General features: G+C 67.9%; 17 protein-coding genes. 14 read left to right on the top strand and 3 right to left on the bottom strand.

Features of this window, described 5'->3' with window-relative positions; genetic code table 11:
• Positions 1 to 25: 25 nt before the first annotated feature.
• Positions 26 to 769, bottom strand: a complete 744-nt coding sequence (gene aqpZ, locus WS64_RS10495; protein ID WP_006489324.1) for an aquaporin Z — start codon at positions 767 to 769, stop codon at positions 26 to 28.
• 299 nt (positions 770 to 1,068) lie between these two features.
• Here aqpZ and WS64_RS10490 point away from each other — a divergent pair, with 299 nt between their 5' ends.
• Entirely contained in the window at positions 1,069 to 1,365 is a 297-nt protein-coding gene (locus WS64_RS10490) for an H-NS histone family protein (RefSeq protein ID WP_021162849.1), read from the top strand.
• 103 nt (positions 1,366 to 1,468) lie between these two features.
• On the opposite strand, the gene WS64_RS10485 is transcribed toward WS64_RS10490, so the two are convergent.
• Complete coding sequence (locus WS64_RS10485) at positions 1,469 to 2,533, bottom strand: glycosyltransferase family 4 protein (protein WP_059578080.1); 1,065 nt, start codon at positions 2,531 to 2,533, stop codon at positions 1,469 to 1,471.
• A 315-nt stretch (positions 2,534 to 2,848) separates the two neighbouring features.
• Entirely contained in the window at positions 2,849 to 3,199 is a 351-nt protein-coding gene (locus WS64_RS34875; protein ID WP_167351601.1) for a hypothetical protein, read from the bottom strand.
• Between WS64_RS34875 and flhD the strand changes: the two genes are divergently transcribed.
• The 13 genes from flhD (at position 3,198) to cheZ (ending at position 15,519) form a co-directional block, all read left to right on the top strand.
• Positions 3,198 to 3,518: a flagellar transcriptional regulator FlhD gene (gene flhD, locus WS64_RS10480; protein ID WP_059578082.1), complete on the top strand. Its 321-nt coding sequence runs from the start codon at positions 3,198 to 3,200 to the stop codon at positions 3,516 to 3,518. The genes WS64_RS34875 and flhD overlap by 2 nt on opposite strands.
• A gap of 92 nt (positions 3,519 to 3,610) precedes the next feature.
• Complete coding sequence (gene flhC / locus WS64_RS10475; protein ID WP_059578085.1) at positions 3,611 to 4,165, top strand: flagellar transcriptional regulator FlhC; 555 nt, start codon at positions 3,611 to 3,613, stop codon at positions 4,163 to 4,165.
• Between the two features lie 191 nt (positions 4,166 to 4,356).
• Positions 4,357 to 5,217: a flagellar motor stator protein MotA gene (gene motA / locus WS64_RS10470; protein WP_059578087.1), complete on the top strand. Its 861-nt coding sequence runs from the start codon at positions 4,357 to 4,359 to the stop codon at positions 5,215 to 5,217.
• 13 nt (positions 5,218 to 5,230) lie between these two features.
• A complete protein-coding gene (gene motB, locus WS64_RS10465; protein WP_059638390.1) occupies positions 5,231 to 6,250 on the top strand; it encodes a flagellar motor protein MotB in 1,020 nt (339 codons plus the stop codon).
• Positions 6,251 to 6,266: 16 nt separating this feature from the next.
• Entirely contained in the window at positions 6,267 to 6,644 is a 378-nt protein-coding gene (locus WS64_RS10460) for a response regulator (RefSeq protein ID WP_059578092.1), read from the top strand.
• Positions 6,645 to 6,677: 33 nt separating this feature from the next.
• Positions 6,678 to 8,945, top strand: a complete 2,268-nt coding sequence (gene cheA, locus WS64_RS10455) for a chemotaxis protein CheA (protein ID WP_060966406.1) — start codon at positions 6,678 to 6,680, stop codon at positions 8,943 to 8,945.
• Positions 8,946 to 8,992: 47 nt separating this feature from the next.
• Complete coding sequence (cheW, locus tag WS64_RS10450) at positions 8,993 to 9,508, top strand: chemotaxis protein CheW (protein ID WP_059578098.1); 516 nt, start codon at positions 8,993 to 8,995, stop codon at positions 9,506 to 9,508.
• Positions 9,509 to 9,545: 37 nt separating this feature from the next.
• Complete coding sequence (locus WS64_RS10445) at positions 9,546 to 11,507, top strand: methyl-accepting chemotaxis protein (RefSeq protein ID WP_060966405.1); 1,962 nt, start codon at positions 9,546 to 9,548, stop codon at positions 11,505 to 11,507.
• A gap of 3 nt (positions 11,508 to 11,510) precedes the next feature.
• Positions 11,511 to 12,503: a CheR family methyltransferase gene (locus tag WS64_RS10440; protein WP_059638385.1), complete on the top strand. Its 993-nt coding sequence runs from the start codon at positions 11,511 to 11,513 to the stop codon at positions 12,501 to 12,503.
• On the top strand, positions 12,500 to 13,234 hold the full coding sequence (gene cheD, locus WS64_RS10435) for a chemoreceptor glutamine deamidase CheD (protein ID WP_060966404.1): 735 nt from the start codon (positions 12,500 to 12,502) through the stop codon (positions 13,232 to 13,234). The genes WS64_RS10440 and cheD overlap by 4 nt, the downstream gene beginning before the upstream one ends.
• Positions 13,231 to 14,322, top strand: a complete 1,092-nt coding sequence (locus WS64_RS10430; protein ID WP_060966403.1) for a protein-glutamate methylesterase/protein-glutamine glutaminase — start codon at positions 13,231 to 13,233, stop codon at positions 14,320 to 14,322. The genes cheD and WS64_RS10430 overlap by 4 nt, the downstream gene beginning before the upstream one ends.
• Positions 14,323 to 14,389: 67 nt before the next feature.
• Positions 14,390 to 14,785 carry a chemotaxis response regulator CheY gene (gene cheY, locus WS64_RS10425; RefSeq protein ID WP_026045350.1) on the top strand — a complete coding sequence of 132 codons (396 nt, stop codon included), beginning with the start codon at positions 14,390 to 14,392 and terminating at the stop codon, positions 14,783 to 14,785.
• Positions 14,786 to 14,787: 2 nt separating this feature from the next.
• Positions 14,788 to 15,519: a protein phosphatase CheZ gene (cheZ, locus tag WS64_RS10420; protein WP_059578110.1), complete on the top strand. Its 732-nt coding sequence runs from the start codon at positions 14,788 to 14,790 to the stop codon at positions 15,517 to 15,519.
• Positions 15,520 to 15,765 lie beyond the last annotated feature (246 nt).

Raw genomic sequence — 15,765 nt, 5'->3', positions numbered from 1 at the left:
CTCTGCTCGCTTGACCCCGTAGTGTTTATTCGCTTGTGCGAGCTGATGCGGGCAGCAGGTCGACGGCGTCGTCACGCCCGGCGACCAGCGGATAGATGATTCCGGCGAGCACCGCGCCGATCAGCGGCGCGACCCAGAACAGCCAGAGCTGGCCGATCGCGTCGCCGCCCACGAACAGCGCCGGGCCGGTCGAGCGCGCCGGGTTCACCGACGTGTTGGTGACGGGAATCGAGATCAGGTGAATCAGCGTCAGGCACAGCCCGATCGCGATCGGCGCGAAGCCGGCCGGCACGCCGCGCTTGTCGGTCGCGCCGAGGATCACGAACAGGAAGAAGCCCGTCATCACGACTTCGCAGATGAACGACGCGGCGAGCGAGTAGTGGCCGGGCGAGCGATCGCCGAAGCCGTTCGTCGCAAAGCCGCTGCCGACCACGTCGAAACCCGGCTTGCCGGTTGCGATCAGGTACAGCACGAACGCGCCGAGCGTGGCGCCCACCACTTGCGCGACGATGTACGGCGCGAGATCGCGTGCCGGAAAGCGGCCGGCGACCGTCAGGCCGACGCTCACCGCCGGGTTCAGGTGGCAACCGGAGATGTGGCCGATCGCGAAGGCCATCGTCAGCACGGTCAGGCCGAACGCGAGTGCGACGCCGGCAAAGCCGATGCCGAGGCCCGGAAAGGCGGCGGCCAGCACGGCGCTTCCGCACCCGCCGAGCACCAGCCAGAACGTGCCGAATACCTCTGCAGCGAGACGCTGAGAAAGATTCATGTAGGGACCTCGTTCGAGTGGGTTGAAGACCCGGGGCGACGCAACGGATTTATTCGGTCGTCCGGAATTGGTCTGGATTATAGGAAATGAATCGGGCCCGGGAGGGTAAACGATTGTTAAATTTGAATGGCTGACGAATGCCTTTTATTAGAATAAGTCCGCATTCTCGATATAGGCGATTCGGTTAAAGATGGCAGCATTAATTTCGAAGGGCAGGGCGGCAGTGCGGATGACGTAACGGATGTTGGTGTCCCGGCCGGATTCGCCGGGGCCGCATCATCGAAAAGGGGAGTCGAAAAATGTCTCAATACGCGAAACTCAAGGCGCAGATCGCCGATCTGCAGGCTCAGGCGGACGACGTGCGCCGCCAGGAAGTGGCGGCGGTGATTGCCGAAGTCCAGCAGAAGATTGCGGAATATGGGCTGACCGCCCAGGATCTGGGCTTCGCGGAGCGGGCGAAGCGCGGGCGCCCGCCGAAGAAGGCGCCGCTGCCGCCGAAATACCGCGATCCGAAGTCGGGTGCAACCTGGAGCGGGCGCGGCAAGCCGCCGAATTGGATCGTCGGGAAAAACCGCGATCGTTTCCTGATCGAATGACCGCAAGCCAAATAGAAAGAGCCGCATCGACGATGCGGCTCTTTCGTTTTACGCGCCGATTTCGGCGCGGTTTTTACCGCGCATTTCGTGGCGGATTTCCGTGTCAGGCGCCCGCAACCCGGCGCAATGCCGGCTGCTTGGCGGCCGCGCAAAGCGATTCGTAGGTTTCGACGTAACGCCGCGCCATCGCCTTCGCGCTGAAGCGCGTGTCGAACCGTTCGCGGATCGCGGTGCGCGACAGGCTGTCGATCCGGTGCAGCGCGCCGACCGCGCCCTGCACATCCTCGACGATGAAGCCGGTCACGCCGTCCTCGATCACTTCCGGCACCGAGCCGCGGTTGAACGCGACGACCGGCGTGCCGCAGGCCATCGCCTCGATCATCACCAGGCCGAACGGCTCCGGCCAGTCGATCGGGAACAGCAGCGCCTTCGCACCGGACAGGAACGCGGGCTTTTGCGCTTCGTTGATCTCGCCGATGAATTCGACGTGCGCCTGGTCGAGCAGCGGCTCGATCACTTCCTTGAAATAGTCGGCGTCGGCCTTGTCGACCTTCGCGGCGATCTTCAGCGGCAGCCCGCTTTGCGCGGCGATGCGGATCGCGGTGTCGACACGCTTTTCGGGACAGATCCGGCCGAGGAACGCGAGGTATTCGGGCTTCACGTCCGGCTGCGGCGTGAGCAGCGTGTCGGGCAGCCCGTGGTACACGGTGCCGGCCCACGCGGCCTGCGGCAGCGGCTTGCGCTGGTTGTTCGAGATCGACACGACCGGCGAATCGGGGAACGCGTCGAACACCGGCTGCAGTTCCGGCAGGTCGAGGCGGCCGTGCAGCGTCGTCACGTACGGCGTGTCGAGGCGCGACATCAGCGGGAACGGCAGGTAGTCGAGGTGGAAGTGCAGCACGTCGAATTCGTGCGCGACCCGGGCGACCTGCTCGAGGAGCCGCATATGGGGCGCCATCGAGTCGCGGACCGACGGGTCGAGCCGCAGTGCGCGCGGCCACGCCGCCTCGAGACGGGCCGACGTGACGGAGTCGCCGCTGGCGAACAGCGTCACGTCATGGCCGAGTTCGACGAGCGCCTCGGTGAGATAGGACACGACCCGCTCGGTGCCGCCGTAGAGTTTCGGCGGGACGGCTTCGTAGAGCGGCGCGATCTGGGCAATTCGCATGGATGTTCTCCAGTGTCGATCCGGGGGCGCGCTGGCGCCGGTGGGGATCCCGTACAAGGTGGCGGAACTCGCCGACGCACGCGCTTCGCGGTACGTGGCCGGGCCCTGGGCGGGTGCGCGGGGCGCCGGACGGCAAGCTGCGGGGCGGGCCGGCACGGCTCGCGCCGCCGCCCATTGGAGTCCATTATCGATATCGCCCTGAGGGGTTCGAGTGTTTTTTCAAACACTTAAGGCTTGTTACACGATGAAATACGCGAAAACCCCGAGAAAAAGGGCACGGAATCGTGAACCGAGATAGCTTCAACTATTGTTGCGCTATCGTGAAAAACCACTATAATTTTTACCGATCCGATTGCCGCCGGCCCTGCCGGCGAGCCTTCCGCCACCGGCGCGGCGGGCATCGGCCTCCTCGCAACCGAATCCGCGTTGCAACCCGTTTTTCCAATGGCGCCTTTCAATCGGCCTTGTCAGAAAAATTCCTACACGGTTTACAGACAAATCCTGCATGGCATACGCCACTTCGCTGATACCGACATAAATCCCGTTTGGCCAAAATTCGCCCTGTAAGACTATAAACGAGCCGACTGAGCGCCCGGTGCGCACTGATCGAGCAAACGTTTTCATAACATGAATGGCCAAAGCAACGCTCTTTAACGGGGGAATCATGGGCACCACCAGCGAAATGCTCAGTGAGATCAAAGAGGTCAACCTGTCGTACCTCCTCCTCGCGCAACGACTGCTGCGGGAAGACAAGGCGATGGGTATGTTCCGCATGGGCATTTCTCAGGAACTCGCCGACGTGCTCGCCAACCTCACGCTCGCGCAGACCGTGAAGCTGGCCGCGTCCAACCAGATGCTGTGCCGCTTCCGCTTCGATGATCACGCGCTGCTGTCGTCGCTCGCCGACAAGGGCCGCAGCGATGTCGTCGCGCACGCCCACTCGGCCATCCTGATGGCCGGGCAGCAGGTCGAAGGCGTCCGCTGATCCATTCCGCCTTGCGTTCGTCCCGGCGCGCCGCGCCGGCCGGCGGCGTATTGGCCATTCATTCGAACAACGTCAAGCGGACGGTTATCACCATGGCAAGCAAAAGCGTCGTGATCGAGGTGAAGGAAATCACCCTCGCCATCGAACTGATCGAACTGGGCGCCCGGCTGCAGCTGCTGGAGGCGGAGACGAGCCTGTCGCGGGACCGTCTGATCAAGCTGTACAAGGAACTGAAGGGCGTGTCGCCGCCGAAGGGGATGCTGCCGTTCTCGACCGACTGGTTCATGACGTGGCAGCCGAACATCCACTCGTCGCTGTTCTACAACATCTACCGGTTCATGCAGGACCACGGCCGCTGCGAGCCGATCCAGTCGATCGTGAAGGCGTACCGGCTCTATCTGGAGCACGTGAACCTGTCCGGCGACGAGGCCGCGCTGAGCCTCACGCGGGCATGGACGCTGGTGCGCTTCTTCGATTCGGGGATGCTGCAGATGACGCCGTGCACGCGCTGCGGCGGCCATTTCGTCGCGCATGCGCATGATCCGCATCAAGGTTTCGTGTGCGGCCTGTGCCAGCCGCCGTCGCGCGCCGGCAAGACGCGCAAGGCCGCCGCCGCGCGCGCCGAACTGGCCGCCGCCCTGGCCTGAGCGCCGGGCCGGGCAAGGCCGGGCGGGGCGCGAGCGTCGCAGGGGCGGCGCCCGCGGGCCGCGCGAATCGTCCGCGCACTGCTGGTAAACACCGTCGGGCCGCTGCCGGGCGGCCGCGAAAGTTTTCCTGCCGACTGCCGTAAACCTGTTTAACGGCGGTCTTCCCGCCGGTCTTTCGTGAGGGACAGGCAGTGCTGATTATCGTGGGAACACTCGTGACGCTGTTGTCGGTCTTCGGCGGTTATGCGCTGGCGGGCGGGCATCTGGGCGCCTTGATCCAGCCCATCGAGGTCCTGATGATCGTGGGCGCCGGCGTCGGCGCGTTCATCCTCGGCAACGGCGGCAAGACCATCAAGGCCACGCTGCGCGTGCTGCCGACGCTCTTCAAGGGCTCGAAATACACGAAGGACGTCTATATGGAGCTGATGGCGCTTCTTTACGTGCTGCTCGCGAAGGCACGCAAGGAAGGCACGCTGACGCTCGAGGCCGACATCGACGATCCGGAAAAGAGCCCGATCTTCACGCAATACCCGAAGATCCTCGCCGATCACCACATCGTCGAATTCCTGACCGACTACCTGCGCCTGATGGTGGGCGGCAACATGAACGCGTTCGAGATCGAGAGCCTGATGGACGAGGAGATCGAGACGCACCACACGGAAGGCGAAGGCCCGGCGCATGCGCTGATGCGCGTCGGCGACGCGATGCCGGCGTTCGGGATCGTCGCGGCCGTGATGGGCGTCGTCCACACGATGGCCTCGGCCGACAAGCCGCCCGCGGTGCTCGGCGCGATGATCGCGCAGGCGCTGGTCGGCACGTTCCTCGGGATCCTGCTGTCGTACGGGCTGATCGGGCCGCTCGCGAGCCTCGCGGAGCAGCGCGTGGCCGAGTCGACCAAGATGTTCCAGTGCATCAAGGTGACGATCCTCGCGACGCTGAACGGCTATGCGCCCGCGATCGCGGTCGAGTTCGGCCGCAAGGTGCTGTTCTCGACCGAGCGCCCGTCGTTCTCGGAGCTCGAAGAGCACGTGCGACGCGTAAAGGCGAAGTGAGGCGGAGCGACCGATGAGCAAGAGCAAGGATCGCGCGATCGTCGTCAAGCGGGTGGCCCCGGCGAAGAAGGGCCATCACGGCGGCGCATGGAAGCTCGCGTACGCGGACTTCATGACCGCGATGATGGCGTTCTTCCTGCTGATGTGGCTGCTGAGCTCGGTCACGCCGGTGCAGCTGAAAGGGATCGCCGAATACTTCAACATGCCGCTGAAGGCCGCGATCCTCGGCAGCGGCGACCGCAGCTCGCAGGATTCCAGCATCATCAACGGCGGCGGCCGCGACCTGTCGAGCGCGGACGCCGGCACGCTGCGCCGCACCGACGGCACGACGCCGCTTGCCGAGCGCCTCGCGAAGGCGGGCGACGAGCATTCGCGGTCGCAGGCGCAGGGCGCGCAGGACCGGCTCGAGCAGACGCGCCTGCACGACCTGCAGATCAAGCTGATGGCCGCGATCGAGGCCAATCCGACGCTGCGCCAGTTCAAGCAGCAGATCCGCATCGATTCGACGCTGATGGGGCTGCGCATCGAGATCGTCGATTCGCAGAAGCGGCCGATGTTCGCGATGTCGAGCGACCACGTCGAGCCGTACATGCGCGACATCCTGCGCGAGATCGGCAAGACGCTGAACGACGTGCCGAACCGGATCATCGTCCAGGGCCACACCGACGCCGTGCCGTACGCGGGCGGCGAGGGCGGCTACAGCAACTGGGAGCTGTCGGCCGATCGCGCGAACGCATCGCGCCGCGAGCTGATCTCCGGCGGCATGGACGAGGCGAAAGTGCTGCGCGTGCTCGGCCTCGCGTCGACGCAGAACCTGAACAAGGCCGATCCGCTCGATCCGGAAAACCGCCGGATCAGCGTGATCGTGCTGAATCGCAAATCCGAAGAAGCGCTGATGCGCGACGACGCGACGACGACGACGCTGTCCGCCGACGCGGCCGGTTCGAAGCTGCTCGCGCAGCAGCTCGGCGGCCCGACGCCGGCGGCGCGTCCGGTCGTGGCGAGCGCCGTGGCCGTGGCGCCGAAACCCTGACGTTTCCGAGACAGACATGATCCGAACCATTCTCGCCATCGACGACTCCGCGACCATGCGTGCGCTGCTGCAGGCGACGCTTGCGCAGGCCGGCTACGACGTGACGGTGGCGCCGGACGGCGAAGCCGGCTTCGACATGGCGGCGACGGCGCCGTACGACCTGGTCCTGACCGACCAGAACATGCCGCGCAAGAGCGGGCTCGAGGTGATCGCCGCGCTGCGCAAGCTGAGCGCGTACGCGGACACGCCGATCCTCATCCTGACGACCGAGGGCAGCGACGCGTTCAAGGACGCGGCACGCGACGCGGGCGCGACCGGCTGGATCGAAAAGCCGATCGACCCGGGCGTGCTGGTCGACCTGGTCGCCACGCTGTCCGAGCCGGCTGCCTCCTGACATGAACGCGACGAATTCAACCGGTGACCGGGCATGACTCTCGACATCACTCAGTTCTACCAGACCTTTTTCGACGAAGCGGACGAGTTGCTCGCGCAGATGGAGCAGCTGCTGCTGAACCTGGACGTCGATTCGCCCGATCCCGAGGATCTGGCGGCGATCTTCCGCGCCGCGCATTCGATCAAGGGCGGCGCGGCGACGTTCGGCTTTTCCGCGCTGACCGATACGACGCACATCCTCGAATCGCTGCTCGACCGCGCGCGCAACCATGAGCTGACGCTGACCAAGGAGATGGTCGACGCGTTCCTCGAAACGAAGGACGTGCTGTCCGACCAGCTCGTCGACTACCGCGCGAGCGCCGAACCGGACGCGGCCGCCGCCGCGGCGATCTGCGCGAAGCTCGAGCGGCTGAAGGCCGAAAGCGGCTCGGGCGCGCCCGCGGCAGCCGAGCCGGCGCCGGCCGCGCCTATGCCGGTCGCCGCCGCCGTGGCGCCGGCCGCCGAGCCCGTCGCAAGCGGCGATCGCGCGCCCGACCATGTGGTCGAGCAGGCCGTCGCGGCCGCGCATCCGGCGGCTGACGCCGACGCCGACGGCCCGCACCTGAAGATCACGCTGGTCGGCGTCGACGCGAAGGATCAGGCGCTGCTCACCGAGGAACTCGGCAACCTCGGCCGGATCGTCGGCCGCGAGGAAGCGGGCGCGGACCTGTCGCTGTGGGTCGAATCGGAGGTGCCGTCCGACGACATCGTCGCCGTGTGCTGCTTCGTGATCGACGAAAGCCAGATTCGCGTCGCACGCGGCACGGCGCCGGCCGCCGCCGGCGATGCGAAGGACGCGGCCGCCGTGGCCGCCGCACCGGCCGCCGCCGCGCCGCCCGCACGCGTCGAGGTGTTCGCGCCGCAGGCCGCCGCGCCGCAACCGGCTGCGCCGGCATCGACGCCGGCCGAGCCGCCCGCCGCCCCAGCCGCGGCAGCCGCCACGCCGCCGCAGCAACACGCTCGAGCGCAACCGCAGCCGGCCGAACACGCGGCGCCGGCCGCCGCCGCGCATCACGACGACAAGCGCGCCCGCCCGGCCGCCGCGGCCGCGGGCGGCGCCGAAGGCAGCTCGATCCGCGTCGGCGTCGAGAAGGTCGACCAGCTGATCAACCTCGTCGGCGAACTGGTGATCACGCAGGCGATGCTGGCCGAGACGGCCAGCGCGTTCGATCCCGCGCTGCACGACCGCCTGTTCAACGGGATGGCGCAGCTCGAGCGCAATGCGCGCGACCTGCAGGAAGCGGTGATGTCGATCCGCATGATGCCGATGGACTACGTGTTCAGCCGCTTCCCGCGCCTCGTGCGCGATCTCGCCGGCAAGCTCGGCAAGCAGGTCGAACTGGTCACGTTCGGCCAGGCGACCGAGCTCGACAAGAGCCTGATCGAACGGATCATCGATCCGCTCACGCACCTCGTGCGCAACAGCCTCGACCACGGGATCGAAACGGTCGACAAGCGCGTCGCGGCCGGCAAGGATGCGGTCGGCCAGCTCGTGCTGTCGGCCGCGCATCACGGCGGCAACATCGTGATCGAGGTGAGCGACGACGGCGCGGGCCTGAACCGCGAGCGGATCCTCGCGAAGGCCGCGAAACAGGGCATGCAGATCTCCGAGAACATCAGCGACGACGAAGTCTGGCAACTGATCTTCGCGCCGGGCTTCTCGACGGCCGAGACGGTGACCGACGTGTCGGGCCGCGGCGTCGGGATGGACGTGGTGAAGCGCAACATCCAGTCGATGGGCGGCCATGTCGAAATCTCGTCGCAGGCCGGCCGCGGCACGACCACGCGGATCGTGCTGCCGCTCACGCTCGCGATCCTCGACGGGATGTCGGTGAAGGTGGGCAGCGAGATCTTCATCCTGCCGCTGAACTTCGTGATGGAGTCGCTGCAGCCGTCGAACGACGACATCTATACGGTCGGCAACGGCGAGCGCGTGGTGCGCGTGCGCGGCGAATACCTGCCGCTCGTCGCGCTGCACGAGGTGTTCTCGGTCGACGACGCGCGCACCGACCCGACCCAGGGGATCGTCACGATCATGGAAACCGAGGGACGCCGCTTCGCGATGCTGATCGACGAGCTGGTCGGCCAGCAGCAGGTGGTCGTGAAGAACCTCGAAACCAATTACCGCAAGGTCCACGGCATCTCGGCGGCGACCATCCTGGGCGACGGCAGCGTCGCGCTGATCGTCGACGTCGCGGCGCTGAACCGCGAAACCCGTGCGACGCACGGCGCCCGTGCGGGCGCCGAACTCGCCGTCTTCTGACTCTCGCCATCAACCGATTGGGGGCAAACGTGTCCGCTGAAGTTCAAATGATCAATCCGGCCGCGGCGAACGCGGCCACGAGCCGCCGCGACGCCGAACACGGCGATGCGACGGGCCAGGAATTCCTCGTCTTCACGCTCGGCGACGAGGAGTACGGGATCGACATCCTGAAAGTGCAGGAAATCCGCGGCTACGACAGCGTCACGCGAATCGCGAACGCGCCCGAGTTCATCAAGGGCGTGATCAACCTGCGCGGGATCATCGTGCCGATCGTCGACATGCGGATCAAGTTCCACCTCGGCCGCGTCGAGTACGACCACCAGACCGTCGTGATCATCCTGAACGTGTCGAACCGCGTGGTCGGGATGGTGGTCGACGGCGTGTCGGACGTGCTGACGCTGCAGACCGACCAGATCATGCCGGCGCCGGAATTCGGCGCGACGCTGACGACCGAGTACCTGACCGGCCTCGGCACGGTCGACGGCCGGATGCTGATCCTGATGGACATCGAGAAGCTGATGTCGAGCCGTGAAATGGCGCTGATCGAGACACTCGGCGGGTAAGCGCGCCGCGCGCGCAGCAATTTCGGGAGAATCTGCAATGTTGCATAACTGGTCGATCCGCACGACGCTCACGGCGGTCGGACTCATCCTCGTGTGCCTGGCCGCCGCGGTCGGCGGGCTCGGCCTCTACGCGCTCAATCAGGCGAGCCGTTCGCTCGACGAGATCGCGCACGTCGACCTGCCGGCGATCCACACGCTCGACGACACGGCCGCGCAACTGCTGCGCTCGCGCGTGGCGCTCGATCGCTTCCGTACGCTGACCGAAGCCGGCAACGCGGCCGACGCGGCGAAGGTGCTCGACCGCGCGCAGGAGCTGTTCGCGAAGTCGAACCAGAACTGGCAGGCGTTCCAGTCGACGCCGAAGCTCGGTGTCGAGCAGGCGCTTCTCGACGAGCTCGCCGCACGCTACACGACGATCGTGAAGGAAGGCGTGGAGCCCGAATTTGCCGCGGCGCGCGCGGGCGACATGGCCGCGTACCACGCGGTGGCGGACACGAAGATCAGCCCGATGTTCGTCGCGTTCGACCAGACGGCATCGGCCGTGATCGCGGCGCTGCAGAAGCGCGCGCAAGAACGTCAGGCCGCGACGCAGTCGCAGATCTCGATGATGGTCGCGCTGATCGCGGCCGGCATCGCGATCGCGTTCGTCGTCGTGATCGCGATCCGCTTCGTGCTGCGCGGGCTGATCGTCCAGCCGATCGAGGATGCGATCGCGCACTTCGAGCGCATCGCCGAGGGCGACCTCACGCAGCCGGTGAACGTATCGAGCACGAACGAGATCGGCCGCCTGTTCGGCGGCATCAAGCGGATGCAGGACGCGGTGACGACGATGGTGCAGGCCGTGCATCGCGGCACCGAATCGATCGACGTCGGCGCGCGCGAGATCGCGACCGGCAACATCGACCTGTCGCAGCGCACCGAGGAGCAGGCCGCGTCGCTGCAGGAAACCGCGTCGAGCATGGAGCAGCTGACGGGCACCGTGCGGCAGAACGCGGAGAACGCGCGGCAGGCGAGCCAGCTCGCGGTAAACGCGTCGGACATCGCGACGCAGGGCGGCGAGGTGGTCGGCCAGGTCGTGTCGACGATGCAGGACATCGCGGCGAGCTCGGGCAAGGTCGTCGACATCATCGGCACGATCGAAGGCATCGCGTTCCAGACCAACATCCTCGCGCTGAACGCGGCCGTCGAGGCCGCGCGGGCCGGCGAGCAGGGCCGCGGCTTCGCGGTGGTCGCGGGCGAGGTGCGCTCGCTCGCGCAGCGCAGCGCGAGCGCCGCGAAGGAAATCAAGCAGTTGATCGGCGATTCGGCCGAGAAGGTCGACAGCGGGTCGGCGCTCGTCGCGCGCGCCGGCTCGACGATGGACGAGATCGTGCAGGCGGTGCGCCGCGTGACCGACATCATGGGCGAGATCAGCGCCGCGTCCGACGAGCAGTCGACCGGCATCGAGCAGGTCAACCGCGCGGTCGGCCAGATGGATGCGGTCACGCAGCAGAACGCGGCGCTCGTCGAGCAGGCGGCCGCCGCGGCCGCGTCGCTCGAGGAGCAGACGCGCCAGATGAAGGCGATCGTGTCGGGCTGGCGCGTCGCGGGCGGCATCGCGCTCGCGCCGGCGCGCAGCGTCGCGCGGTCGGCCGCGCACGAACCGGCGGCGCTGCCGTCGGCGTCGCGCCACGACGCGCCGGTCGCCGCGCTGCCGGCGCCGCACGGTGCGGCCCAGCCGGCGGCACGGCGCGCCGCGCCGGCGTCGCGCACGGCTGCGTCGGGCGCCGAGCACGAAGCGAAGCGCGCGGCCGACGCCGCGCCGCGCACGCAGAAGGACGCACCGGCTGCCCGGGGTGGCGCCGCCGCGGCGGGCGGCTATGGCCCGCGTCTGGCGAAGACGGCCGCCCCGGCGGACAAGCCGGCCGCGAAGCCCGCGCTCGTGCGCCCGGCGCTGAGCGGCGAGAAGCCCGCGCTGGCGGCCGCCGGCGCGTCCGACGACGACTGGGAGACCTTCTAAGCCATGCAGCACGCGCGCGCGCCGTTTCGACCCGATGCACCGGATGCCTCGCCTCGCGCGGGCGAGCCGGGGCGCGACTTCGCGTTCACCGGCGCGGATTTCGCACGCATTCGCGCGCTGATCCACCAACGCGCGGGCATCTCGCTGTCCGAGCACAAGCGCGACATGGCCTACAGCCGTCTCGCGCGCCGGCTGCGGGCGCGCGGCCTCGACACGTTCCGCGACTACCTCGACCTGCTCGAACAGGAAGACGATCCGCTCGAGTGGGAAGCATTCACCAATGCGCTGACGACCAACCTGACCGCGTTTTTCCGCGAGGCGCACCATTTCCCGATCCTGTCGGAATTCGTGAAAGGGCGGCCGGCGCCGGTCTCGGTCTGGTGCTCGGCGGCGTCGACCGGCGAGGAGCCGTACTCGATCGCGATCACGCTGATCGAGGCGCTCGGCGAAACGGCCGCGCGCGGCGCGTCGATCCTCGCGACCGATCTCGACACGCAGGTGCTCGCGAAGGCCGAAGCCGGCATCTACACGTACGACCAGGTCAAGCACCTGTCGCCGGAGCGGCTCAAGCGCTTCTTCCTGAAGGGCACGGGCGCGCAGGCCGGCCGCGTGAAGGTGCGCCCCGAGCTGCGCGCGATGATCCGCTTCGAGCAACTGAACCTGACCGATGCGGACTACGGGATCGCGAAGCCGTTCGACGCGATCTTCTGCCGCAACGTGATGATCTATTTCGACAAGCCGACGCAGGGGCAGGTGCTGTCGCGCTTCGAGCCGCTCGTGAAGCCGGGCGGCCTGCTGTTCGCCGGCCATTCGGAGAACTTCACGTACGTGACGCAGGCGTTCCGGCTGCGCGGGCAGACGGTGTACGAACTCACGCGCGACGCCGCGCAGGGCGCGCGCGCGCGCGGTGCGCCGGCGAGCGCGGCGGCCGAGCTGCCGTCGCCCGTGCGCGCACGGGCCGCGAGCGGCGCGCCGGCCCTGGGAGAGCGCGGATGAGCGCACTGCCGATCGCGACCAATCGCTACTTCGACAACCACTTCGAGCGCCCCGGCGTGAAGCTGTTGCCGAACGAGTTCTACACGACGGCCGATGACATGGTGCTGATGACCGTGCTCGGCTCGTGCGTCGCCGCGTGCCTGCACGACCCGTACGCGGGCATCGGCGGGATGAACCACTTCATGCTGCCGGACGACGGCGCCGATCCGGGCGCGGCCGCGTCGGAATCGATGCGCTACGGCGCGTATGCGATGGAAGTGCTGATCAACGAGCTGATCAAGGCCGGCGGGCGCCGCGAGCGCTTCGAGGCGAAGGTGTTCGGCGGCGCGGCCGTGCTGGCCGGGATGACGACGATCAACATCGGCGATCGCAACGCCGATTTCGTGCGCCGCTACCTCGCGCTCGAGCGCATCCGCATCACCGCGGAAGACTTGCAGGGCGTGCATCCGCGCAAGGTCGCGTTCATGCCGCACAGCGGGCGCGCGATGGTGAAGAAGCTGCGGCTGCAGGTGCCGGGCGTGACCGAGCGCGAAGCCGCGCTCGCGCGCGAGGCCGAGCGCGCCCGCCGCGCGCACGTCGAGCTGTTTGCCGCGAAGCGGCCTGCCGCGCCGCAGCCGGCGCGCCCGCGCATCGAGCTGTTCGGCGGGCGCGGCGCCGCGCCGGCCGGCAGCAGCGCGGCCGCAGCCGGCGGCGGACGGGCGGCAAACCTATCAAGAAAGCAGGAGGCATGACCGCAGTGCAGAAGATCAAAGTATTGTGCGTCGACGATTCGGCGTTGATCCGCAGCCTGATGACCGAGATCATCAACAGCCAGCCCGACATGACGGTGTGCGCGACCGCGCCCGATCCGCTCGTCGCGCGCGAGCTCATCAAGCAGCACAACCCCGACGTGCTCACGCTCGACGTCGAAATGCCGCGCATGGACGGGCTCGACTTCCTCGAGAAGCTGATGCGCCTGCGGCCGATGCCGGTCGTGATGGTGTCGTCGCTGACCGAGCGCGGCTCGGAAATCACGCTGCGCGCGCTCGAACTCGGCGCGGTGGATTTCGTCACGAAGCCGCGCGTCGGGATTCGCGACGGGATGCTCGACTACGCGGAAAAGCTCGCCGACAAGATCCGCGCAGCGTCGCGCGCGCGCGTGCGCCAGGCGCCGCAGCCGCAGGCCGCCGCGCGCGCGGCGGACAGCGCCGCGGCCGCGCCGATGATCAACAACCCGCTCGTCAGTACCGAGAAGCTGATCATCATCGGCGCGTCGACGGGCGGCACCGAGGCGATCCGCGAAGTGCTGACGCCGCTGCCGCCGGATGCGCCGGCCGTGCTGATCGCGCAGCACATGCCGCCGGGCTTCACGAAGTCGTTCGCGCAGCGGCTGAACGGGCTGTGCCGGATCGCGGTGAAGGAAGCCGAGCACGGCGAACGCGTGCTGCCCGGCCATGCGTACATCGCGCCGGGGCACGCACACCTGTTGCTCGCGAGAAGCGGCGCGAACTATATTGCGCAACTGTCGGACGAGCCGCCGGTGAACCGGCACCGCCCGTCGGTCGACGTGCTGTTCCGCTCGGCGGCGACGCACGCGGGCAAGAACGCGATCGGCGTGATCCTCACCGGGATGGGCCGCGACGGCGCGGCCGGCCTGCTGGAAATGAAACGCGCGGGCGCTTACACGTTCGCGCAGGACGAAGCGAGCTGCATCGTGTTCGGGATGCCGCGCGAGGCGATCGCGCTCGGCGGCGCGGACGAGGTCGCGCCGCTCGCCGACATGAGCCGCCGCGTGATGGCGCGCCTGGCGACGATGGGCGACCGCGTGCAGCGCGTGTGAATGGAATGTCACGGGGCGCGTGCCACGCTACACGCCTCGACGGAAACGAATCTGGAAAGGAACGACGATGGACAAGAGCATGAAAATCCTGGTGGTGGACGATTTCCCGACGATGCGCCGGATCGTCCGCAACCTGCTCAAGGAACTGGGCTACACGAACGTCGACGAGGCGGAAGACGGCGCGGCCGGCCTCGCGCGGCTGCGCGGCGGCGGCTTCGACTTCGTGATCTCCGACTGGAACATGCCGAACCTCGACGGCCTCGCGATGCTGAAGGAAATCCGCGCGGACGCGACGCTCACGCATCTGCCGGTGCTGATGGTCACGGCCGAGTCGAAGAAGGAGAACATCATCGCGGCCGCCCAGGCCGGCGCGAGCGGCTACGTCGTGAAACCGTTCACGGCCGCGACGCTCGACGAGAAGCTGAACAAGATCATCGACAAGATGGCCAAGACCGGGAGCTGAACGTGAACGAGCCGATCCATGCGGCGCTCGCCGGCGCAGCGGTCAACGCCGACGGCCATGCCGAAGGCGCCGATTACGCGAGCGACCGGATCCTCGCGCGCATCGGCCACGTCACGCGCACGCTGCGCGATTCGATGCGCGAGCTCGGGCTCGACAAGCATGTCGAGCGCGCGGCCGAAGCCGTGCCCGATGCGCGCGACCGGCTGCGCTACGTCGCGACGATGACCGAGCAGGCCGCGGTGCGCGTGCTGAATGCGATCGAGATCGCGAAGCCGATGCAGGAGCGCGTCCAGAACGAGGCCGAAGCGCTTGACGCACGCTGGGCGCAGTGGTACGCGGCGCCCATCGAGCACGCGGAAGTGCGCGAGCTGATGGACGATACGCGCGCGTTCCTGCGCACGCTGCCCGAATCGACGGCGGCGACCCGCGCGCAACTGCTCGAGATCATGCTCGCGCAGGATTTCCAGGATCTGACCGGGCAGGTGATCAAGAAGATCATGGACATGGTCTACCTGATCGAGCAACAGCTCCTCACCGTGCTCGTCGAGAACATCGCGCCCGAGCGGCGCGAGCAGTTCGCGGCCACCGCCGCCGCGCTCGCGGCCGAACAGATCAGCGCGACCGGCAGCCCCGAGTCGCTGCTGAACGGCCCGCAGATCGCGCCGGAAGGCAAATCCGACGTGGTTCAGGACCAGGGGCAGGTCGACGACCTGCTCGCGAGCCTCGGTTTCTGACCTGCCGCGGCGCAGCCGCGCGCCCCTTCGCCGGGCGCCCCTTTGCCGGGCGCCCCTTTGCCGGGCGCCCCTTTGCCGGGCGCCCCGTTCCGCGGGGTCGCCGATGCGCGCATTCCCCGTTTCCTGCGTCGTTTCCCCGAGCCCGCCACCGCTGCGCGGCGCGGCGTGATCCTGTGTCGAATTGACACTTGGACACACTCCGCAGGCATACTACGCGTCAGCAGCAACGCAGGGTCATTCGTACGA

The organism is Burkholderia anthina, from assembly GCF_001547525.1.
Classification (GTDB): Bacteria; Pseudomonadota; Gammaproteobacteria; order Burkholderiales; family Burkholderiaceae; genus Burkholderia; species Burkholderia semiarida.
The sequence above is the reverse complement of the archived record's forward strand: the minus strand, read 5'-3'. Positions and strand labels throughout refer to the sequence as shown.